This window comes from Gemmobacter sp. (assembly GCF_016792925.1).
Classification (GTDB): Bacteria; Pseudomonadota; Alphaproteobacteria; order Rhodobacterales; family Rhodobacteraceae; genus Gemmobacter.
Map to the genome: position 1 here is coordinate 1 of NZ_JAEULU010000055.1, position 22,524 is coordinate 22,524.

Consider the following 22,524-nt stretch of genomic DNA (forward strand, 5'->3'; position numbering starts at 1 on the left):
TGATGCCTTTGAACATAGCGACATGCTCTATCGCTTCCTGCCGAAAGAGCTGATCCGCAACATGGTGCAAACCAAGCGGCAAGAGCTGCATTACATCGCAGAACTGACCCCGGAGGAGCGGGTGGAACTCTATCTCGATACGGTGTGAGGCCGCCAGAGCGCGGATCAGGAAACGGTCCGGTGGACCGTTTCGCCGCGCGATTGGCGCAGGCGGCAGCCTGCGACAAGGGGCCCTCCGCCGCGCGCGGCTTGGGCACGGGTCGCACCCGCCCCGGTGGGCGCATCGCGCCCGCCGCCCGGGGGGCGGGCGCGGCCCGTGCGTCAGGCGCACGGGCGGGCTTGCGGCCCCGTCCCGCACGGATCGCGCAACAATGGTTGCGCGCCCCTCCCGGCGATAGCCCGCGCTCTAACCCTCTTGCCGCCCGCCCTCGCTCCTTGCTACTCTCGACCGCACAACCAGAAACGGACCCCATGCTGATCGGCATCCTGCAAACCGGCGAAGCGCCCGCCAATCTGGCCCCGACCTCGGGCGATTACCCCGATATGTTCCAGCAATTGCTGGCCGATCAGGGCTTTACCTTCCGAACCTGGCGCGTGCTGGACAATCAGTTCCCCGCCAGCGTCACCGAATGCGATGGCTGGCTGCTGACCGGCTCGCGCTTCGGCGCCTATGAGGATCACCCGTTCATCCCGCCGCTGGAGGCCTTCATCCGCGAGGCCTATGCCGCCGCCATTCCCATGGTCGGCATCTGCTTTGGCCATCAGATCATCGCCCAAGCCCTTGGCGGCAAAGTGGAAAAGTTCAGCAAGGGCTGGTCGGTCGGCCCCACCGACTATGATTTCAACGGCGAGACCCTGCGCCTGAACGCCTGGCATCAGGATCAGGTCACACGCCGCCCCGAGACTGCCACCGTCGCCGCCTGCTCCGACTTCTGCGAAAACGCGGCGCTGGTCTATGGCGACCGCATCTTCACCGTGCAGGCCCATCCCGAGTTTCAATCCGATTTCGTCGATGGCCTCATGGCCACCCGCGGCAAGGGCGTGGTGCCCGATGCGCTGATGGAGGCCGCGCGCGCGCGCCTCGACCAGCCGGTCGATGCCCCGATCCTCGCCCGCCGCATCGCTGATTTCTTCAAGGCCCCCCGTTCCTGAAAGCTCCCCGCGTCAAGGCCATACGTCAGATCGCCTGACGCCAACCCGAAAGAGCCTCCCATGTCCGACTGGACAAGCAAACTGCCCCCGGCAGCCCTCAGCTACATCGCCGACCGCCGCATTGACGAAGTGGAATGCATCATCGGCGACATTGCCGGCGTGGCGCGCGGCAAGGCCATGCCCGCCGCGAAATTCGCCCATCAAACCAACTACTTCCTGCCCAATTCCATCTTCCTGCAAACCATCACCGGCGATTGGGCCGACAATCCTTTCGATGCTTTCACCGAACCGGACATGATCCTGGAGCCCGACTGGTCCACCGCCACCGCCGCACCCTGGACCGCCGACATCACGCTGCAAGTGATCCATGATGCCAAGGATCAGGCGGGCAATCTGGTCAGCTTCAGCCCGCGCAACGTGCTGCGCCGCATCGTGGCCCTTTACGAAGCCCAGGGCTGGCGCCCCGTGGTGGCACCCGAGATGGAGTTCTTCCTCACCGCCCGCAACCTCGACCCCAACCAGCCGGTCATCCCGCCCATGGGCCGCTCGGGCCGCCGCGCCGCCGGGAAACAGGCCTACAGCCTGTCCGCCATCGACGAATATGGCAAGGTGATCGACGACATCTATGATTTCGCCGAGGCGCAGGGCCTTGAAATCGACGGCATCCTGCAGGAGGGCGGCGCCGGCCAGATTGAACTCAACCTCGCCCATGGCGACCCCGTGCGCCTGGCCGATGACGTGTTCTTCTTCAAGCGCCTGATCCGCGAGGCGGCGCTGCGCCACGATTGCTTTGCCACCTTCATGGCCAAACCCATCGCAGGCGAGCCGGGTTCGGCCATGCATATCCACACCTCGGTCGTGGATGTGAAAACCGGCAAGAACATCTTCTCCGCCGAGGATGGCAGCGAGACCGAGGCCTTCGGCCATTTCATCGGTGGCTTGCAGAAACATCTCGGCGCCGGTGTCGCGCTGTTTGCGCCCTATGTGAACAGCTATCGCCGCTACGTCCCCGATTTCGCCGCGCCCATCAACCTCGAATGGGGCCGCGACAACCGCACCACCGGCCTGCGCGTGCCGATCTCCGGCCCCGCCGCGCGCCGCATCGAAAACCGCCTGCCCGGCATGGATTGCAACCCCTATCTCGGCATCGCGGCCACCCTCGCCTGCGGCTATCTCGGCCTGATCAACAAGGTGGCCCCGCGCCCCGAATTTCAGGGCAATGCCTATATTGACAGCGACGAGATCCCCACCACCCTGGGCGAGGCGCTCGACCTTCTGGAGGAGGACGCCGCCCTGACCGAGATCATGGGCCCGGATTTCTGCAAGGTCTATGACAGCGTGAAACGCAACGAATACAAAGAGTTCCAGCAGGTCATCAGCCCGTGGGAGCGCGAACACCTTCTTCTGAACGTGTGACGCCATGAACCTTTTGTTTGCCAATGACCGGCCGGGCGAATACCCGGCCAGCTTCTACGCGGCCACCCGCACCCCCTTCACCCCCTGCGCCCCTCTGCGCGGCCAAACCCGCGCCGATGTCTGCATCGTGGGCGCCGGTTACACCGGCCTCTCCGCCGCGCTGCATCTGGCGCAGGCGGGCCTCAAGGTCACCGTGCTGGAGGCGCATCGCGTCGGTTTCGGCGCCTCGGGCCGCAATGGCGGGCAAGTGGGCAGCGGCCAGCGCCTCGACCAGATCGAGATGGAACGCATCGCAGGCCGAGAAAACGCCCGCCGCTATTGGCAACTGGCCGAAGACGCCAAGGCACTGGTGAAATCGCTCATCTCCACCCATGCCATGCCCGTCACCTTCCATCCCGGCGTCGCCCATGCCTGCTGGCATGACCGCGAGGTCCGCGACACCCATGCTTATGCCGAGAAACTTCAGCGCGATTACGGCTATGACCAGATCGAGCCACTGGACCGCTTAGGCATCGAAACCCTCATCGGATCAAAGGCTTACAAGGGCGGCGAGATCGACCATGGCGCGGGCCACCTGCACCCGCTGAACTTCGCCATCGGCCTTGCGCAGGCCGCCCAAGCCGCAGGCGTGACCATCCATGAAATGAGCCACGTCCACCGCATCGACCATGGCCCGCGCGTCACCGTCGCCACCGGCCATGGACGGGTGGAGGCCGATCATGTGATCCTCGCCTGCAACGGATACCTTGGCAATCTGGCGCCGCAGGTCGCCGCCCGCGTCATGCCGATCAACAATTTCATCGTCGCGACCGAGCCTCTGGCCGATCCCGCCGCGATCCTGTCGCGCCCCGTGGCGGTGGCGGATACGAAATTCGTGGTGAATTACTGGCGCCTCTCCGAGGATCACCGCCTGCTGTTCGGCGGCGGCGAAAGCTATGGCTGGAAATTCCCCGACATCGTGAAAACCGTGTCAAAGCCGATGCTGGAGGTCTATCCCCAGCTCAAGGGCGTGAAGATCGACCATGCCTGGGGCGGCACGCTGGCCATCACCATGAACCGCCTGCCCTGCTTTGCGCGGGTGGCGCCCAATGTGCTGTCGGCCTCGGGCTATTCCGGCCACGGGGTTGCCATGGCAACGCTGGCGGGCAAGCTGATGGCCGAGGCCGTGCAGGGTCAGGCCGCGGGCTTTGATCTGATGGCCGCCCTGCCCAAGCCCCGCTTCCCCGGCGGCGTGGGCTTGCGCTGGCCGCTTCTGGTGCTGGCAATGACCTGGTATTCGCTGCGCGACCGGCTCGGGCGCTAGGCGCCCCCGATTTTTCGTCGAAAAATCGCCGCCCCCCGGCAGGCGGATTTTCTCCGGCAAGCCGGTTTGTCAGAAACTTGTTGCTGGAAAAAGCGGCAGGGCGGGATTACAGCTTTCCTGAACACCATATTCAGGAAAGCTGACAATGGCTGCCGATGGCGCTGCGCTTGCCCCCAATGTTTACGACTCCGAGCCGATCCCCGAGGCCGCGCGGGCCGAGATCGACCGCCTGCTCGCCTCCGGCGATCTGTTCCGCTACACCGCGCCCGAAGGCGCGCCGGTCGCGCTCTTGGAGGCCGAATTTGCCGCCCTGCTGGGCAGCCGCTATGCGCTGGCGGTCTCCTCCTGCTCGGCCGCGCTGTTCCTGTCGCTGAAAGCGCTGGACCTGCCGCGCGGCGCGCGCGTGCTGATCCCCGCTTTTACCTTCGCCGCCGTGCCCTCCGCCGTGGTCCATGCCGAATGCGAGGCCGTGCTGGTCGAGGTCGGCGCCAATTACCGCGTCGATATGGCGGATTTTGCCGCCAAACTGCCCGGCGCGGCCTGTGTGCTGATCAGCCATATGCGCGGCCATACCTCCGATATGGACGCCATCATGGCGCTGTGCGATGCGGCGGGTGTGCCGGTGGTCGAGGATGCCGCCCATAGCCTTGGCACCGTCTGGAACGGGCGCAACATTGGCACCCTTGGCAAGATCGGCTGTTTCAGCTTCCAGTCTTACAAAATGATCAATGCGGGCGAAGGCGGCATTCTGGTGACCGACGACCCGGAGCTGGCGGCCCGCGCCGTCATCATGTCGGGCGCTTACGAGCAGAACTGGAAAAAGCATCCCGGCCTGCAAAACAGCTATATGTTGTGGCAGAACAAGCTGCCTCTCTACAATATGCGGATGCAGAACCTCTCTGCCGCCGTGATCCGCCCGCAACTGCCGGAACTCGCGCGCCGGGTGGAACAGGGCCGCTTCAACCATGATCACGTCGCGGACCAGCTGAACGCCTGCGCCCATTTCGACGTGCCGCCGCCGCTGGGGCCGGAATCGCGCGCCCCCGATTCGATCCAGTTCAATCTGGTGGGGTTTGACACCGATGCCGAGGCGCGTGCCTTTCAAGCGCAGGCCAAGACGCGCGGCGTCTCGGTGCAGGTCTTCGGCCTGTCCGAGGATAACGCCCGCGCCTTCTGGAACTGGCAATTCCTTGGGGATCAGCCCGATCTGCCGCAGACCCGCGCCATGCTGATGCGTGCCTGCGACGTGCGCCTGCCCACGCGCCTGACCCGGGACGAGCTGGATTTCATTGCCGAGGCGCTGATCGCTGCCGCCGATCAGGTCAAGGCCGGGTAAGGATCAGGGCAGCCTCAGGCTGCCCTGCAACCACGGCCAGTCGGCCAGCATCGGCGCCACCACCTGTGCCGCGATCAGCTCGCGCAGGCGCGCGGCGACCATGGCCGGGATGCCCTGCAACTGGCCGGCGCGGGCGCTCAGGCTGATGCGGCGCTCCAGCGCGCCAAAGGGCATGGGCTGCACCTCCACCGCGTTGCGGAACCGCGCCACATGATGCAGCGCCAGCGGCGTCAGGATCGACCAGCCCTGCCCCGCCGCCACCATCGCCAGAATCGCGTGATAGCTGTCCAGCTCGAACCGGCTGCTCAGGCCCGCCTTCTGCGCCGCCAGATGCGCCGCGATCTGCCGCCCCATGACATGCCGCGCCGAATAGCGGATGAAGGGCAGCCGCCCGATCTCCCCCCCGCCCATGTTGAAACCGCGCGGCAGCACCGCCACGAAGGGATCGGTCAGCAGCGCATGCACCTCCAGCCCCTCATCGGCGGGCTGCAACACCCCGGGATCGGCGGCCACCACCAGATCCAGCGCCCGCGCCTCCAGCTGGTCGCGCAGGCGGTGGCTCGGCCCGGTTTCCAGCAGAAAGCGGCAGGTCCGCAGATCCTCGGCAAGGCCCGTCAGCAGATGCGGCGTCACATCGGCATCCAGATCCTCGATCACCCCCAGCCGCAACTGCGTGAGGCCCGCCAGATCGGCCATGGCCAGTTCGGCCTGCGCGGCCTCGGCGGCATTCACGATGGTCTGGGCATGGCGCCGCAGGATCACCCCGGCGGGCGTCAGCGCCACCGGCCGGCTGCCGCGATCCACCAGCACCGCGCCCAGCACCGCCTCCAGCCCGGCAAGCTGCTGGCTCACCGCCGCATTGCTGACCCCCAGCCGCCGCGCCGCCGCAGAGATCGACCGCTCTTCCGCGATCGCCAGAAAGACCTCGATCCCCCACAGGGTCACGCGGCCAGCCGAATGCCCCATGTTTACAGCTTCGACAGCTTCGCCTGAAGCTCGGCCAGCTGCTTCTTGATCGCGTCCAGCTCGCCCTGACCGCCGCGCCCCTCGGCCTTCTCGCCCTCCTCCGGCTCTGGCCCGCTCGACCCCGCAGGCCAGCCCGGCATGCCGCCCATCATGGATTTCATGAAGGCTTCCTGCTGCTTGCGCATCGCCTCGAAGCCCGGCATCGAGGCCATCGGATTGGGCAGATGCGACAGGTTTTCCATCATCTTGGATTGGCCGTCGCGCAGCATGTCAAAGGATGCCGCCAGAAACTGCGGCACCACCGATTGCATGCCGGTGGTATAGCTGCGCACCAGATCGTTCAGCACATTCACCGGCAGGACGCTTTCGCCCTTACTCTCATGTTCGGCCACGATTTGCAGCAGATATTGCCGCGTCAGGTCATCGCCCGATTTCAGATCGACAATCTGCACCTCGAGCCCGGCGCGGCTGAAGCCTGCAATATCCTCCAGCGTCACATAATCGCTGGTCTCGGTGTTATAAAGCCTCCGGCTGGCATAGCGTTTGATCAGCAACGGCTTGTCGGTGTTTGCCATGACGGCCCCTCCCCGGATTCTTCGGCGCAGTTTCTTATGCGCTTGCAGAGAAGCCTAAGACAGGGTGCAGCAATAATGCAATCAAAAGAAAGGGGCGCGCCAATGGCGCGCCCCGCGGCAATCCCGATCAGGGAGGAGGAGGTCAGGAGCGCCGCTCAACCTTCAGCAGCATCCGCCGCTCACTTGGCAGCGGTGGCCTTTTTCACGGCAGCGGTGGCTTCCGTGGTGGCTTTCTTCACCACGGCCTGGGCTTCTTCCGAAGCGTCCTTGCCAGCGGCCAGCATCAGCTCGACAGTTTCCATCTGCACTTTTTTCGCCACTTCGGCGAAGGCAGCCATGTTCTCGGCGGCCAGTTCAGCGGTGGCCGAAGCGAAATCGCTCATGGCTTTGGTGTAATCCGACGGCTCGGTCTTGGCTTTGGCAGCCTCGCCCACCTTGGCCAGGGTGTCCTTGGCCCATTTCGACGAGATCTCGGTCGATTTCTCGGCGGCTTCCAGCGCAACCTTGGTCAGCTTCTCGCCGACAGCGGCCTGGGTCTTGAACGCGTTCTGGAACGCGGTGGCATCCACCGGGAATGCCGCCAGAACGTCCTGGAAGGCTTTGGTGAAGTCCGGGGTCTTGGTGGTCATCTGAAGTCTCCACAGCTCGGGCGCCCAGCGCCTGCAATCGTTTCCTGTGGTCAATATAGATGCTGCACCGCAGCAATTCAAGTGAAATTTCTGCGACGCGGCAAACTCTATGGTTGTACCGCGCCGCCAAGGCCAAGCCTTTGAACCGTCACGCTTTTGGAATGGCCGTAACGTAATGCCCCGGTGCCGGGCCCAGGACCGGCTGACCATTGGCGCCGGGCATCCGGGCCGGAACCTGCCCGCCCGAGCGACTCGCCAGCCAGTCGCGCCAGCGCGGCCACCAGCTTCCGGGGTGGAATGTGGCACTCTCCCACCAGGCCTCCGGGGTCTCCATCGCGGCCTCATTGGTGTAATGGCCATATTTGCCCTTGGAGGGCGGATTGACGATCCCGGCGATATGGCCGCTTTGCGACACGATGAAGGTCTTGTCCTTCGATCCCATCTGCTTCACGCCGTTGAAACTGCCCTTCCAGGCGGCGATGTGGTCGGTCTCGCAGGCGATGGCGCAAAGCGGCACCTTCACATCCCGCAGGCTGACCTTCTCGCCCATCACCTCGAATGTGCCTTGGGCGAACTGGTCGCGCTGGCACAGCCCGCGCAGATATTCCACTGCCATGCGCGCCGGCAGATTGGTGCCATCGCCATTCCAGTACAGCAGGTCAAAGGCCGGGGGCGCCTCGCCCATCATATAGCTCTTGATCGCGGGCTGATAGATCAGGTCATTGGAGCGCAGAAAGCTGAAGGTGCGCGACATGAAGAACTTGTCCAGCACCCCATCCACCGCCACCTGACGCTCGATCCCGTCCACGAAATCGTCATCGAGGAACACACCCACCTCGCCGGGGTCGCTGAAATCGGTCAGCGTGGTGAACAGCGTGGCGGATTTCACCGACTTGTCGCCCTGCTGCTGAAGATGCGCCATGGTCAGGCTCAGCGTGGTGCCCGCGATGCAATAGCCCACCGCATTGACCTGCTTCTCGCCGGTCAGCCGCTTTACCTCGGCCAGCGCCGCCAGATAGCCGTCACGGATATAGTCATCCAGCCCCACATCGGCATAGCTGGCATCGGGGTTCACCCAGCTGACCACGAACAGGGTAAAGCCCTGATCGACGATCCACTTGATCAGGCTGTTGGCCGGTTTCAGGTCGAGGATATAGAATTTGTTGATCCAGGGCGGAAAGATCACGATCGGGGTTTTATGCACCGTGTCCGTGGTCGGCGCATATTGGATCAGCTCCAGCATCCGGTTGCGAAACACCACCGAGCCCGGCGTGGTGGCGATGTTCTCGCCCACATGAAAGGCCTCCTTGTCCGCCAGCGTCACCAGCAGATCGCCCCGGTTCGACTCGATGTCGCGCACAAGGTTTTCCAGCCCCTGCACCAGGCTCTCGCCATCGGTCGCCACCGCCTTTTCCAGCGCATCGGGATTGGTGCCGAGGAAATTGGTGGGCGACATCAGATCGACGATCTGGCGGGTGAAGTACTCCACCCGCTTGCGGTCATGATCCTCCATCCGTTCCAGACCGGAAACAGCGCCGGTGATCGCCTCGGCATTGAACAGGTATTGCTGCTTGAGGAAATTGAACAGCGGGTGGCTGTCCCACAGCGGATTGGCGAATCGACGATCTTTTGGGCCGGGATTTTCCGGGGCGCGCAATTCGCCCTTGGCAAGGGCCTGCTGCGCCTCCACATAGTGTTTCAGGGTCTTTCCCCAGTAGCCGATCTGCTGCTCGATGATTTTCGACGGATTCTGCATCATTTCCGCCACATAGGCAGCTGCGGCCTTCATATAGACCTCTTGCGACGGCCCTTGCAGCGCCGGATCGGCGTTTTTGCGCAATGTTAGCGCCGCCGTCAGCCGTTTCGACAAATCCTCGACCTTGGCGATATTGGCATTCAGCCGGTGCAGGCGGGCGTCTTCGTCCTTGGTCTCGGTTGTCATATTAATATTTCCCCCCTACAGTTTCTTTCGCACTTGCAGCAATTTCGTCTCCTTCCTCCGCGCCCACGGGGATCGAGGCCAAGCCACGGCCCATCGGGCAAGGAGACGCAGATGAAGTATATGGCGACTTATGACCTGATGGAAACAGCCCGCAACACGAATGAGTGGCTGGGCGCCACCGCGCGGGCCATGGCCTCCTATCCGGTCTTCGCGCTGTCTGCCAATCCGCTGTTCCAGCTGACCGCCGCCTGGGGCGAGGTGACCGAGCGCACCTTCTCCCGCATGGTCACCAAGCCCGACTGGGGCATCCGCTCCATCGTGGGGGCCGATGGCACCGACCATCTGGTCGACATCACCCCGGTGGTGGAAAAGGATTTCGGCAATCTGATCAAGTTCTCGGTCCGCCGCCGCGAGAAGATGGCGCGCCAGATCCTCGTCGTGACGCCGATGTCGGGCCATTACGCCACGCTGCTGCGCCCCACCGTCGCCTCGCTGCTGCCCGATGCCGATGTCTATGTCACCGACTGGCACAATGCCCGTGACATTCCGGTGTCGGCGGGCAAGTTCGACGTGGAGGATTACGTTCTCTACCTCGTCGATTTCATGCGCCATCTCGGCCCCGACACCCATGTCGTCGCCGTCTGCCAGCCGGTGCCGCTGACGCTGGCCGCCACCGCCTATCTCGCCGCCGAAGACCCCGAGGCGCAGCCGCGCTCGCTCACCCTGATGGGCGGGCCGGTCGATCCCGATGCCGCCGCCACCGAGGTCACCGATTTCGGCCGCCGCGTCACCATGGGCCAGCTGGAACACATGGCCATCCAGCGCGTCGGCTTCAAATACAAGGGCGCCGGGCGGCTGGTCTATCCGGGCCTGCTGCAACTGGCGGGCTTCATGTCGATGAATGCCGAGCGTCATGGCAAGGCCTTCCAGGAACAGGTGATGCGCGCCGCCCGCGGCGAGGCCAGCGACCATGATGCCCATAACCGCTTCTATGACGAATACCTCGCCGTGATGGACATGACGGCCGAGTTCTACCTGTCGACGGTCGAGCGCATCTTCAAGAACCGCGAGATCGCGCGGAACGAATTTGTGGTGGCGGGCAAGAAGGTCGATCTGGGCGCCATCACCCGCGTGGCGGTGAAGATCGTCGAGGGCGAGAAGGACGACATCTCGGCCCCCGGCCAATGCCTCGCCGCGCTGCGCCTGCTGACCAACCTGCCCGAGGACAAGAAGGCCAGCCATCTGGAACCCGGCGCCGGTCACTACGGCATCTTCGCAGGCAAGAGCTGGCGCCTGAACATCCGCCCGCTGGTCCTGGCCTTCATCGACGCCAATTCCGGCAAACCGGCGAAAAGCCCGGTGAAACTGGCGGCGTCGCAGTAAGCGGCCTCATTGGCCGAGGCCATCGCCTCGGTCAAGTTGAAACCTTGGCCACGTTTGGGCCGGTGGCCCAAAGCCACCGGCCAGCGCCCGCCCTCCGGGCGGCGGGCGCTATCGCGCCCACCGGGCGGGCGATGGCCTCTCGGTCATGGGCGGAAGCGGTCTTGCTGAACCGCTCCCACAGGGCCGGGAAAACGCTGTGCGTTTTCTGACCCGGCCCCAATTGACCGAGGCCATCGCCTCGGTCATGCGGCACCGTTCCCACATCGGGCCGGTGGCCCGAAGCCACCGGCCAGCGCCCGCCCTGCCGGGGGCGGGTGCTATCGCACCCGCCGGGCGGGCGACGGCCTCTCGGTCTTGGGTTGATCCGGTTTTGCCGCGAGGTTCCCACAGGGCCGGGGAAACGCGGTGCGTTTCCTTTTTCCGGCCCGTTTGACCGAGGTCATGTTGACAGGTTCCGCGTTTGAGCCGGTGGCCCGAAGCCACCGGTCATGGGTTGAGACGGTCTTGCTCCACTGCTTTCATAGGGCCGGAGAAACGCGCTGCGTTTCCTGTTTCCGGCCCCTGAGGGGCGAAGCCTGCGCCTTTCAGCGGGGCAGGCTGGCGGCGAGGCGCATGAGGTTCACGGCCTCGATACGGTAGCCGAAGCGGTCGTCTCCGCGTGCGCCTTCTGCCAAGGCGATGGCCTCTGCCCAGCCCCAGTCCCTCAGATAGGGCGCGCCCGTCAGCAATTGGCCGAAACCGGCGATGGCGGCGGCGAAGCGCGCCTCCGCGTCGGGTTCAGACAGGGATACCGGGATCGGGGCCTCGATCAGGGCGCTTTCAGCAGCCCCCGGCGCCTTCCAGCGCAGGCGCAGAAAGCCCAGCTCGCCCTTTTCGCCGCCTGGCTCCGCGCCATAGCGCAGCGGATCGGTGAGACGGGCCGCGCTGCCCACCGGCGTCACCTCATACAGCGCGGTGACTTGCAGGCCCGCGCCGATCTCGCCCGCATCCACCCGATCATTGTTGAAATCCTCGCGCGCCAGCGCCCGGGTTTCATAGCCGATGAGCCGATATTCCGCGACCTCGGCCGGGTTCCATTCCACCTGCACCTTCACATCATCGGCCAGCGGGAACAACGCACCGGAAAGCTGATCCACCAGCACCTTGCGCGCCTCTTGCAGCGTGTCGATATAGCCCGCCATGCCATTGCCGTTCTGCGCCAGCGCCTGCATCGTGGCATCATCCAGATTGCCGCGCCCAAAGCCCAGCACCGAAAGATAGGTGCCGGATTTGCGCTTTTCGGCCACGAATTCTTTCAAGGCCTCGGGGTCCGACAGGCCCAGATTGAAATCGCCATCGGTGGCGAGCAGCACGCGGCTCACCTCGCCCGTCGCCTGCATCTGCGCGGCCAGCGCATAGGCCTCAGACAGCCCGGCCTCGCCCGCCGTGCCGCCGCCGGAGGTCAGGCCCTCCAGCGCGGCGGTGATCTTGGCGGTCTCGGTCGCCTTGGTGGGCGGCAGCACCACGCCCGCCGAACCGGCATAGGCCACGATCGCCACCTGATCGGCGTCGCTAAGTTGCGGCAGCACAAGGCGCAGCGCCTGTTGCAGCAGCGGCAGTTTGCGCGGGTCATCCATGCTGCCCGAGGTATCGACCAGGAAGACGAGGTTCAGGGGCGGGCGCGCCGCCATCTCGGCGCTGCGGCCCTGCAAGCCGATGCGCACCAGTTGCGTGCCGGGGTTCCACGGCGTTTCAAACACGGTCACATCGGGGCGGAACGGCGCGCCCCCCTCGGGCTGCGGATAGGCATAGGGGAAATAGTTCAGCATTTCCTCGATGCGCACGGCCTCTTTGGGGGGCAGCTGCCCGGCCTCGAGGCTTTGGCGGACAACGGCGTAAGAGGCGGTGTCAACATCGACCGAAAAGGTCGAGACCGGCGCCTCATCCACCGCCTTCACCGGGTTGGCATCGGCATGGGCGAAGGATTCGGTCTCCGGCAGGGGGGCGGGGGCGCTCTCCATATCGGGGACAAAGCCGCCGGAGGCCGTGGGCGCGGCAAAGCCGGTGGCCTTGCGGCTGCGTGCCAGCGGGGCGGGTGCGGCAAGCGGGGGCGCGGCCAGCGGCGCAACCGAAGGGGCGGCTTCCGGCATGTCAGAAGGCATGTCGGGGGACATGACGGGGGGCGGCACGGGCGCGGCCATCCCGGCGGCGGGGGCTTCGACCTGCGCCATTTCGGCGCGAGGTTCGGCCACAGGCTCCGAGGTCGGGGCTTCTGCAAGGGCTTCTGCGGGGGCCGCTGCGGGGCGCGGATCGGGGGCGGGCGCAGCCTTGGGCTCAGCGGTGGCCCCGGTTCCGGGCCGGGGGGCCAGCCTGTCTGCGGCTGCCTCGTCCCTGCCCGTAGTCTCGACCACCATCGGCCCGTTCGGCGGGCCTTCGCGCAGCTGCGGGCCAAGGGCGATCACGGCCAGCGCAACGGCCGCCAAGGCGGTGGAACCCGCCAGCGCGCCCTTCAGCGCCGGGGCGGGAGAGAAGGTTTTCAGCATGTCCAGAACTCCGCTCAGCCAGCCCGAACGCTTCGGGCGGTCAGGGTTAGGACGCGGCAGTTCGGCGGTTTCTTGGGGCTTGGGCGAAAATTCTGCATCTCCGGCCCCGGCGCTTGCGGCGCGGCGGTCAAAGCTGGCCAGCGCGGCGGCCAGGGCGGCGGCGCGGGCCTCGGGATCGGGCAAGGGCGGCGTGGCGCGCAGATGCGCTTGCAGCCGGTTCAGATCGTCATCTTCGGTCATTCTGCCTCCTCCGCCGCGAGGCTGCGCAGCCGTTTCTTCACCTCTGACATGCGCCAGGCGACCGTGCCCTCCGAGATCCCCAGCACGGCACCGGCCTCGGCCTGGGTCAGCTCCTCGCCCAGCACGAGGGCGGCGGTGTCGCGCAGCTCCACGCTCAGCGTGGCCATCGCGCCTTCCAGCCAAAGCCGGGCGGCGCGGGCCTCGGCCATCTCGGCCTGCCGCGCGATTTCCCAGTCGCCCCAGCCATCGGCGGCGCGGGCGCGGGTCATCTGGCGGCGGCGCAGATCGGCCACGGCATTGACCACCACCCGGTAGAGCCAGGTGGTGAAGCGGGCTTCATGGCGGAAGCCCGCCAGCTTGGCCGGGAGGGCGGCGCAGATGTCCTGCGCGAGATCCTGCGCATCCGCCGCCGAGCCGGTGAGCCGCCAGCCCAGCCCGTAAATCCGGTCGTAATGCCGGGTGACCAGCGCCGCAAAGGCGCTGCGGTCGCCGTTTTGCGCGGCCAGAGCAAGGGTTTCGTCGGGGGTATCCATCAGCATCACGGTAATCGGACGCGCGGCGGGGGGCAATCCTTGGCGGGGCGGCGGAATTTTTGTGGGGAGCAATGCGGGGGCGGCGCGCGCTCTTTGGGCGCACGGCCGTGCGGCAGGTCAGAACCGCGCGACGGGGCCGAGGCCCTGGGCCACCGGCCCAAACGCGGAACCCTGTCAACATGACCTCGGCCAACTGGGCCGGAAGCAGGAAACGCAGCACGTTTCCCCGGCCCTGTGGGAACGGTGACGCAAGACCTGTCCCGCAAGCATCACGGAGGCCATCGCCCGCCCGGCAGGTGTGAAGCACCGTTCGGCAGGGCGGGCGGCTTTCCCGGCGGCTTCGTGCCACCGGCGCAAACGCGGAACCTGTCAACATGACCTCGGTCAAACGGGCCGGAAACAGGAAACGCAGCGCGTTTCCCCGGCCCTGTGGGAACATAACAGCAAGACCTGTCCCGCAAGCATCCCGGAGGCCATCGCCCGCCCGGCGGGTGCAAAGCGCCCGCCGCCCGGAGGGCGGGCGGCTCACCCGGTGGCTTCGGGCCACCGGCCCGATGTGGAAACGGTACCGCATGGCCTCGGCAATGGCCTCGGCCAAGTGCAACGGCGGATCAGAGAGACCAAACCCCGCCCCGGCCCTTCCCTGCACGGCTTCTGCACAAGCCCTGCCCCGCGTCTGCGCCAGCCCCGGCGCATCCTGACGCACAGCCACCCCAAAGGCAGAAGCCCCATGCCCCCGATCACCGATCTTGAACACCGCCTCGGTCGCGCCGCCCAAGTCCGCCTCGGCCCGCACGCTCTGGGCGCGGATCTCGCGCTTTTCGTGCTGAAACAGGGCTGGGCCTGCCTGTTCGGCGGGCTGTTGCTGGCGGGCATCCTGGCCAGCAGCAGCCTCTGGCAGGCCGACTGGTCCCTGGCCCGCTATGACGCGCTGTTCCTCTATGCCCTTGCGCTGCAAGCGATCTTCCTCGCCACCGGCCTGGAAACCCGCGACGAGGCCCGCGTGATCCTGGCCTTTCACCTGACAGGCACGGCGATGGAATGGTTCAAGGTCAGCGCAGGCTCATGGGCCTATCCCGAACCCGGCCTGTTCAAACTCTACGACGTGCCGCTGTTTTCCGGCTTCATGTATGCCAGTGTCGGCAGCTATATCGCCCGGGTGATCCGCATCTTCGACATGCGCTTTGCGCCCATGCCACCCCGCCTTGCCGCACTGGCACTGGCCGTCGCGATCTATGTGAACTTCTTCGCGCATCACTTTCTGCCCGACATCCGGCTGATGCTGTTCGCCGCCACCCTGCTGCTTTATGGCCGCTGCCGCATCCATTTCCGCATGCGCCGCAGCGCGCACGCCCGCTGGTGGTGGATGCCCCTGCCCCTCGCCGCCCTGCTGTCCGCGGGCGCGCTCTGGCTGGCCGAGAATATCGGCACCCTGACGGGAACATGGCTTTATGCCGGCCAACGCGCCCATGATCCGGTCAGCTTTGCCAAGCTCGGTTCCTGGTATCTGCTGCTTTACGTGGCCTTCACCACCGTCACGCTGGTCAGCCGCCCCGAGGCCTCACCCCCGCAGCTTCGCCACAACGATCACCAGCGCCACCACCACGATCAGCCCGAAAGCCACCTGCGCCACGACGGATGACACGAAATTCCGCCGCCGCATGCCGGCCCCCATGGGCGCCAGATGGCGCAGGCAAATGTCATAGGCCTCGGCCACCGCGCCCTCATCCAGCGTCAGCAACAGCTTGGGGTTCTGCGAGCGATGCGCGGCCTCTGCGAGGGCTTCTGCCGCCAGCCGCACCCGGCGCGGCAGGCGCCGCCCGCCCCGGCGCAGCTTTTCAGCCAGCCCCGCGCCACGAATGCGCAACCGCTCCTCCATCAGCCCCGCCACCCGGTCGGCCATCTGCTGAATGGTGATCGCGCTCATGCCCTGCCCTTTTTGCCTTTGCCGCCGCCAGCTTACGCAGCCAAACCGGGCGGCGCAACGGCGCTGCCACGGCATTTGCGCGGCAACCCCGCCGCAAAGCCGCTTTCCGCCCCGGCCCGCCCATGCTAGGCAAAAGCCATGAAAACCTTGCCCTCTCTCGATCAGATCCGCCAGTGGATCACCGAAAACCCGACCCTCTCCTCGAAACGCGACATTGCCAAGGCCTTTGGCATCAAGGGCGGGCCGGAGCGGATCGAGCTGAAACGCCTGCTCAAGGAGCTGGAGGCCGAGGGCGGGATCGAGCGCCGCAAGCGCAGCTACCGCGAGGCGGGCGCGCTGCCCCCCGTCTCCATCCTGCGGGTGCTGGCGCCCGACAGCATGGGCGAGATCTGGGCCGTGCCGAATGAATGGGCGGGCGAGGATGCGCCGCGCATCCATATGCCCCATCGCAAGGGCGACCTGCCGCTGGCGGCGGGCGACCGCCTGCTGGCCCGGCTGGAGAAAACCGCCGAAGGCTATACCGGCCGCCTGATCCGCAAGCTGGGCACCTCGGCCATTCATGTTCTGGGCATCTTCCGCAGCCATCATCAGGGCGGGCGCATCGTCGCCATCGACAAGGGCAGCGATAAGGAATGGCATGTGCCCCATGGCCTCACGCTCGAGGCCGAGGATGGCGAGCTGGTCGAGGCCGAGCAGACCGGCCCCAAACGCATGGGCCTGCCCACCGCGCGCATCACCGCCCGGCTGGGCGACCCGGCCGGCCCCCGCGCCGTCAGCCTGATCGCCATCCACCAGCATGGCATCCCCGATCAATTCCCCTCGGATGTGCTGGCGCAGGCCGACCGCGCCACCCCCGCCCCCTTGGGCGACCGCGAAGACCTACGGCACCTCGACCTCGTGACCATCGACCCGGTGGATGCCCGCGACCGCGACGATGCCGTGCTGGCGATCCCCGACACCGCGCCGGACAATCCGGGCGGCTTCACGCTTTGGGTGGCGATTGCCGATGTCGCGCATTACGTCACGCCCAATTCGCCGCTGGACCGCGAGGCGCGCAAGCGCGGCAACTCCACCTATTTCCCCGATCGCGTCGTGCCGATGCTGCCGGATGTGCTGTCGGGCGATCTGTGTTCGCTGCATGAGGGGGTGGACCGCGCCTGTATGGCGGTGGCCATTCGCATCGACGCCGAGGGGCACAAGCTCTCGCACCGCTTCACCCGCGGCCTCATGCGCTCGCGCGGGTCGCTGCATTACGGGCAGGTGCAGGCCGCCATGGATGGCGCCGTGGAACCCAAGGTGGTACCGCTGCTCGATCCCGTGATCCGCCCGCTTTACGCGGCCTATGAGGCGCTGAAACGCGCCCGCGCCGTGCGGCAGCCGCTGGAGCTGGACCTGCCCGAGCGCAAGATCATCCTCTCGGACGAGGGCAAGGTGCTGTCGGTCGCCTTCTATGAGCGTTTCGACGCCCATAAGCTGATCGAGGAATGTATGGTGCTGGCCAATGTCTGCGCCGCCGAAGAGCTGATCCGCCTCAAGCGCCCGCTCTTGTTCCGTGTGCATGAGGAACCCAGCCCTGAGAAGCTGGAGGCGCTGCGCGAGGTGGCCGAGGCCTCGGGTCTCACGCTCGCCAAGGGGCAGGTGCTGAAAACCATGCACCTGAACCGCTTGCTGGCGCAGGCGCAGGGCACCGATCAGGATGAGCTGATCAATATCACCACCCTGCGTTCCATGACGCAGGCCTATTATTCCTCGCAGAATTTCGGGCATTTCGGGCTGGCCTTGCGCAATTACGCGCATTTCACCTCGCCCATCCGCCGCTATTCCGACCTGATCGTGCATCGCGCGCTGATCGCGGGCCATGGCTGGGGCCCGGATGGGCTGAGCGCCTGGGATGTCGAGAATCTCGACGAGACCGCCAAGCAGATTTCCGATTCCGAGCGGCGCTCGATGGCGGCCGAGCGCGACACCATCGACCGCTATCTGGCGGCTTACCTGTCGGACCGGGTGGGGCAGACCTTCACGGGCCGGGTGTCGGGCGTGCAGAAATTCGGGCTGTTCGTGAAGCTCGATGAAACCGGCGCCGATGGTCTGGTGCCGATCCGCGAGGTCGGGCGCGAGTTCTTCTATTACGATGCCGATGCGCAGACCCTCACCGGGTCGGAGACCGGCATGGTGATCGGCGCGGGCGCGCGTGTCTCCGTGCGGCTGGCCGAGGCGATCCCGGTGACCGGCGGGCTGACGCTGGAGCTGATCGAGATCGAGGGCGGCGCACTCCCCGGCCCGAAAGGGCGCGGGAAAGGCGGCAAATACAGCCCCCGCAAACCCGTCCGCGCTGCGATTGCCAAACGCAAGGTGGTGCGGAAACGCCGGTAGGGGCGGCGCGCGCCATCCTCCCGATGGCTTCGGCCAACGGGGGCCGGAACCCGGAAACGCATCGCGTTTCCCCGGCCCAATTGGCCGAGGCCATCGCCGAGGTCATGTGGAAACGTGGGCGAGTTTGGGCCGGTGACCCAAAGCCACCGGCCAGCGCCCGCCCCGCCATTGGCGGGCGCTTCGCACCCGCCGGGGCAGGCACTGGCCGCTGTGATTTTGGCTGTCCCGGTCTTGCTTCACCCTCCCCACAGGGCCGGGAAAACGCGGTGCGTTTTCTGATCCGGCCCCAGTTGGCCGAGGCCATGCGGCACCGTTCCCACATCGGGCCGTTGGCTAGATGCCAACGGGTGAGCCGCCGCCGCCGCAGGGGCAGGCACTGGCCTCTGTGATTTTGGCTGACCCGGTCTTGCGGACCCGCTCCTACAGGGCCGGGAAAACCCGTTGTGTTTTCTGCCTCCGGCCCAATTGGCCGAGGCCATCGCCGAGGTCATGTGGAAACGTGGGCGAGTTTGGGCCGGTGGCCCAAAGCCACCGGGTGAGCCGCCCGCCCTGCCGGGGGCGGGTGCTTCACACCCGCCGGGCGGGCGCCAGCCTCTCGGTCTCGCGCTGCCCCGGCCTTGCGGACCCGCTCCTACAGGGCCGGGAAAACGCGATGCGTTTTCTGATCCCGCCGATCCCCCCGTCACGCATTCTTTATGCCGCCCCCGCTGGCCCCCGCGCGCGTCCTCCTCTATCCTGCCGCCGACAGGAGCCTTGATGACAGACCCAAGCCCCCCCGAAGAACCGCCGCGCTGGTCCCGCAAGGGGCGGCGGATGCGTGGCTTCGAGGCCGCCTCGGGCCTGCTCAAGGACCGCATCCGCACCGCAGGCGAAAGCCGCGGCTTTGCCGTCACGCGGCTCCTCACCCATTGGCCCGATGTGGTGGGCGCCGATCTCGCCCGCGTGACCCGCCCGGTGAAGGTGGGCTATGCCAAGGGCGCCTTCGGGGCCACCCTCACCCTTCTGGTGAAACCGACCGATGCCCCGATGATCCAGATGCAACTGCCGCGCATCAAGGACCGGGTGAATGCCTGCTATGGCTATGCCGCCATTGGCCGGATCATCCTGACCCAGACCGCCGCCATGGGCTTTGCCGAGGGGCAGGCGCAATTCGCCCCCGCCCCCATCGCCACCAAACCACCCCCGCCGCCCGAGGTGATCGCCCAAGCCCGCGATACCGCCGAAGGCGTGCAGGACGAAGGGCTGCGCAAGGCGCTTGAAACCCTCGCCCAGAACATCTTAACTCGCCGCAAAGTCTGAGAGGCATGACATGAGCATTTCCAACGGGCGCCTTGCCCTGGGTCTGGCCGCCGTGGTGGCCGCCGCCGCTGCCGGGGGCTATGCCCTGCTGAACGGCGACAAAGCCGAAACCGTCGCGGAAACCCCGGCGCCTGCCAGCACTCCGGCCCCCGCCAGCACCCCGGCGCCTGCCAGCACCCCGGCGCCTGCCAGCACCCCGGCCCCGGCCAGCACGCCCGCGCCCGCCCAGACCGCCGCCCCCGCGACCAATACCACCCCCGAGGCCGCCACCCCGGCCCCAGGCGCCGAGGCCGCCGCCATCCAGGTGCCGGACATGGTGCTGGGCAACCCCGACGCCAAGGTCACGCTCAAGGAATACGCCTCCTACACCTGCCCGCATTGCGCGCGCTTCCATGCCGATGTGTTCAAACAGCTGAAGGCCGATTACATCGACACCGGCAAGGTGAAATTCGTCTTCCGCGAAGTCTATTTCGACCGCTACGGCCTCTGGGCCGCCGTCATCGCCCGCTGCGGCGGCGAGATGCGCTATTTCGGCATCAACTCCATCCTGTTCGACAAGCAACGCGAATGGGCCGCCTCGGAAGACCCGGCCGTGGTGGTGGAAAACCTGAAAACCATCGGTCGCAGCGCGGGCCTCTCGAACGAGGCCCTGGACACCTGCCTCAAGGACGAGAAATTCGTCGAGGCCATGATCGCCAAGTTCCAGACCACCATGGCGGAAGACGGGGTGGAGGCCACGCCGACGCTGTTCCTCAATGACACCAAACACTCCAATATGAGCTATGCCGAACTCAAGGCGCTCATCGACGCCGAACTGGCGAAATAACCCGACAGGCGCAAGACCATGACCCAACTGCCCCGCCCGCTCGAAGGCATCCGCGTGATCGAACTGGCCCGCATCCTTGCCGGGCCCTGGGCGGGGCAGACCCTGGCCGACCTTGGCGCCGATGTGATCAAGGTCGAGGCCCCGGAGGGCGACGACACCCGCCGCTGGGGCCCGCCCTTCCTGACCCATGAGGGCGAGGAAACCGCGGCCTATTTCCATGCCACCAATCGCGGCAAGCGCGGCATCACCTGCGATTTCCGCACCCCCGAGGGGCAGGAAACCGTCCGCCGCCTGATCGCAACCGCCGATGTGGTGATCGAGAATTTCAAGCTGGGAGGCCTTGCGAAATACGGGCTTGATTACGAAAGCCTGCGCAAGGTGAACCCGCGCCTCGTCTATTGCTCGATCACGGGCTTTGGCCAGACCGGGCCTTATGCCCCCCGCGCGGGCTATGATTTCATCATTCAGGGCATGGCCGGGCTGATGAGCGTGACCGGCGAGCCCGACGGCCAGCCGCAGAAAGTGGGCGTGGCCGTTACCGATGTGTTCACCGGCATTTATGCCGCCACCGCGATTCTCGCCGCCATCGTGCAGCGCGGCCGCACGGGCGAGGGCCAGCATATCGACATGGCGTTGATGGATGTCGCCACCGCGATCATGGCCAACCAGTCGATGAATTACCTCGCCACCGGCACCGCCCCGCAAAAGATGGGCAATGCCCATCCCAACCTCGCGCCCTATGCGGTGTTCGATTGCGCCGATGGCTGGCTGATCCTCGCCACCGGCAATGACGGGCAATACCGCAAGCTTTGCGGCATTCTGGGGCTGGAAGAGATGGCCGAGGCGCCCGAGTTCCTGACCAACGCCGCCCGCGTGGCGAACCGCGCCGAGATGACGCGGCGCCTGACCGAGGCGACCCGCCGCTTCACCAAGGCCGATCTTCTGGCCGCTTGCGAAGGGGCAGGCGTGCCCGCAGGCCCGATCAATGACATGGCCGAGGTCTTTGCCGACCCGCAGGTGGTGGCCCGCCAGATGCAGATCGCCCCCGAAGGCCTCCCCGGCGTTCGCGCCCCCTTCACCTTCTCCGGCGCCGAACTGGCGCTGGACCGCCCCGCCCCGCGCCTGGGCCAGCATCAGGACGAGGTGCTGGGCAAAATCTGACGCCCAATTGGCCGAGGCCATCGCCGAGGTCATGTGGAAACGTGGGCTACGCTCGGGCCGGGGGCCGAAAGCCAGCGGGCAAGCCGCCCGCCCCGCCATCGGCGGGCGCTTCGCCCCCGCCGGGGCAGGCTCTGGCCTCTCAATCACACGCTGAAACGGCCTTGCTGCACCCTTCCCACAGGGCCGGGAAAACGCGCGGCGTTTCTGATCCGGCCCCAATTGGCCGAGGCCATCGCCGAGGTCACGCGGAGACGTTTCCGCGTTTGGGCCGGTGGCCCAAAGCCACCGGCCAGCGCCCGCCCTGCGGGGGGCGGGTGCTTCACACCCGCCGGGCGGGCACTGGCCTCTCGGTCATGGGTTGCGGCGGTCTTGCGGGGCGGTTTTCACAGGGCCGGGGAAACGCAATGCGTTTCCTGGTTCCGGCCCCTTGAGCAAGGCCATCGCCGAGGTCACGCGGCGACGTTTCCGCGTTTGGGCCGGTGGCCCAAAGCCACCGGCCAGCGCCCGCCCTGCGGGGGGCGGGTGCTTCACACCCGCCGGCGGGCACTGGCCTCTCGTTCGCAGGCGGTGACGGTCTTGCGTCAAGGTTTCCACACGGGCGGGAAAACGCGCTGCGTTTTCTGATCCGCCCGTTCTCTGGGCGACGGTGCAGGAGCATGCGGAACCCTTCCGTCAGGGTTGGCGGACAGGCGGTTCTCTTTCGGCCTCCGGCCCTTCAGATGGCCGAGGCCAACGCCTCCGTCAGGCGGCGCCGTTCCTCTATCGGGCCAGTGGCCCAAAGCCAGCGGGTAAGCCACCCCACCCCCACCCAATTGACCGAGGGCATCGCCGAGGTCACGCGGAGACGTTTCCGCGTTTGGGCCGGTGGCCCAAAGCCACCGGCCAGCGCCCGCCCTGCGGGGGGCGGGTGCTTCACACCCGCCGGGCGGGCACTGGCCTCT

Annotated in this window: 18 protein-coding genes and 1 pseudogene; 11 read left to right on the top strand and 8 right to left on the bottom strand. The window is 66.6% G+C overall.

The annotated features are described in order from the left end of the window. The 5 genes and pseudogenes from JNN06_RS03000 to JNN06_RS03020 all read left to right on the top strand — a co-directional run. A pseudogene (locus JNN06_RS03000) lies at positions 1–148 on the top strand (glutamine synthetase); the annotation flags it as partial. Between the two features lie 323 nt (positions 149–471). Beyond that, a complete protein-coding gene (locus tag JNN06_RS03005; protein ID WP_291238117.1) occupies positions 472–1,152 on the top strand; it encodes a type 1 glutamine amidotransferase in 681 nt (226 codons plus the stop codon). Between the two features lie 60 nt (positions 1,153–1,212). Next, positions 1,213–2,568 carry a glutamine synthetase family protein gene (locus JNN06_RS03010; protein WP_291238118.1) on the top strand — a complete coding sequence of 452 codons (1,356 nt, stop codon included), beginning with the start codon at positions 1,213–1,215 and terminating at the stop codon, positions 2,566–2,568. Positions 2,569–2,572: 4 nt separating this feature from the next. After that, complete coding sequence (locus tag JNN06_RS03015; protein WP_291238119.1) at positions 2,573–3,871, top strand: FAD-binding oxidoreductase; 1,299 nt, start codon at positions 2,573–2,575, stop codon at positions 3,869–3,871. A 145-nt stretch (positions 3,872–4,016) separates the two neighbouring features. Beyond that, positions 4,017–5,207, top strand: coding sequence for an aminotransferase class I/II-fold pyridoxal phosphate-dependent enzyme (locus tag JNN06_RS03020; RefSeq protein WP_291238120.1), 1,191 nt, complete (start codon positions 4,017–4,019; stop codon positions 5,205–5,207). 3 nt (positions 5,208–5,210) lie between these two features. On the opposite strand, the gene JNN06_RS03025 is transcribed toward JNN06_RS03020, so the two are convergent. The 4 genes from JNN06_RS03025 to phaC form a co-directional block, all read right to left on the bottom strand. Continuing rightward, positions 5,211–6,152 carry a LysR family transcriptional regulator gene (locus JNN06_RS03025; protein ID WP_366812380.1) on the bottom strand — a complete coding sequence of 314 codons (942 nt, stop codon included), beginning with the start codon at positions 6,150–6,152 and terminating at the stop codon, positions 5,211–5,213. A gap of 23 nt (positions 6,153–6,175) precedes the next feature. After that, entirely contained in the window at positions 6,176–6,748 is a 573-nt protein-coding gene (phaR, locus tag JNN06_RS03030) for a polyhydroxyalkanoate synthesis repressor PhaR (protein WP_291238122.1), read from the bottom strand. 179 nt (positions 6,749–6,927) lie between these two features. Further along, positions 6,928–7,377: a phasin family protein gene (locus JNN06_RS03035; RefSeq protein WP_291238123.1), complete on the bottom strand. Its 450-nt coding sequence runs from the start codon at positions 7,375–7,377 to the stop codon at positions 6,928–6,930. A gap of 148 nt (positions 7,378–7,525) precedes the next feature. After that, positions 7,526–9,319: a class I poly(R)-hydroxyalkanoic acid synthase gene (phaC, locus tag JNN06_RS03040; protein ID WP_291238124.1), complete on the bottom strand. Its 1,794-nt coding sequence runs from the start codon at positions 9,317–9,319 to the stop codon at positions 7,526–7,528. Positions 9,320–9,430: 111 nt separating this feature from the next. On the opposite strand from phaC, the gene phaZ reads away from it, so the two are divergent. Then, the gene (gene phaZ, locus JNN06_RS03045; RefSeq protein WP_291238125.1) at positions 9,431–10,702 is read left to right on the top strand and encodes a polyhydroxyalkanoate depolymerase; all 1,272 of its coding nucleotides are present in this window, start codon (positions 9,431–9,433) and stop codon (positions 10,700–10,702) included. Positions 10,703–11,286: 584 nt separating this feature from the next. Here the strand turns inward: phaZ and JNN06_RS03050 are convergent. Together JNN06_RS03050 and JNN06_RS03055 are read right to left on the bottom strand one after the other, a co-directional pair. After that, positions 11,287–13,464: a VWA domain-containing protein gene (locus tag JNN06_RS03050; protein WP_291238126.1), complete on the bottom strand. Its 2,178-nt coding sequence runs from the start codon at positions 13,462–13,464 to the stop codon at positions 11,287–11,289. Beyond that, on the bottom strand, positions 13,461–13,997 hold the full coding sequence (locus tag JNN06_RS03055; RefSeq protein ID WP_291238127.1) for an RNA polymerase sigma factor: 537 nt from the start codon (positions 13,995–13,997) through the stop codon (positions 13,461–13,463). The genes JNN06_RS03050 and JNN06_RS03055 overlap by 4 nt, the downstream gene beginning before the upstream one ends. A 730-nt stretch (positions 13,998–14,727) precedes the next feature. On the opposite strand from JNN06_RS03055, the gene JNN06_RS03060 reads away from it, so the two are divergent. Continuing rightward, positions 14,728–15,639: a DUF817 domain-containing protein gene (locus JNN06_RS03060; protein WP_291238128.1), complete on the top strand. Its 912-nt coding sequence runs from the start codon at positions 14,728–14,730 to the stop codon at positions 15,637–15,639. Here the strand turns inward: JNN06_RS03060 and JNN06_RS03065 are convergent. Then, the gene (locus JNN06_RS03065; RefSeq protein ID WP_291238129.1) at positions 15,559–15,924 is read right to left on the bottom strand and encodes a hypothetical protein; all 366 of its coding nucleotides are present in this window, start codon (positions 15,922–15,924) and stop codon (positions 15,559–15,561) included. The genes JNN06_RS03060 and JNN06_RS03065 overlap by 81 nt on opposite strands. Positions 15,925–16,062: 138 nt before the next feature. Between JNN06_RS03065 and rnr the strand changes: the two genes are divergently transcribed. From rnr to JNN06_RS03085, 4 genes are all read left to right on the top strand, one after another. Further along, positions 16,063–18,297, top strand: a complete 2,235-nt coding sequence (rnr, locus tag JNN06_RS03070; protein WP_291238130.1) for a ribonuclease R — start codon at positions 16,063–16,065, stop codon at positions 18,295–18,297. Between the two features lie 756 nt (positions 18,298–19,053). Next, complete coding sequence (locus JNN06_RS03075) at positions 19,054–19,596, top strand: DUF721 domain-containing protein (protein ID WP_291238131.1); 543 nt, start codon at positions 19,054–19,056, stop codon at positions 19,594–19,596. A 10-nt stretch (positions 19,597–19,606) separates the two neighbouring features. Continuing rightward, complete coding sequence (locus tag JNN06_RS03080; protein ID WP_291238132.1) at positions 19,607–20,422, top strand: DsbA family protein; 816 nt, start codon at positions 19,607–19,609, stop codon at positions 20,420–20,422. Between the two features lie 27 nt (positions 20,423–20,449). Further along, positions 20,450–21,583, top strand: coding sequence for a CaiB/BaiF CoA-transferase family protein (locus JNN06_RS03085; RefSeq protein WP_291238134.1), 1,134 nt, complete (start codon positions 20,450–20,452; stop codon positions 21,581–21,583). Between the two features lie 715 nt (positions 21,584–22,298). On the opposite strand, the gene JNN06_RS03090 is transcribed toward JNN06_RS03085, so the two are convergent. Next, the coding region (locus JNN06_RS03090; protein WP_291238133.1) for a hypothetical protein at positions 22,299–22,524 on the bottom strand (226 nt) is incomplete at its 5' end.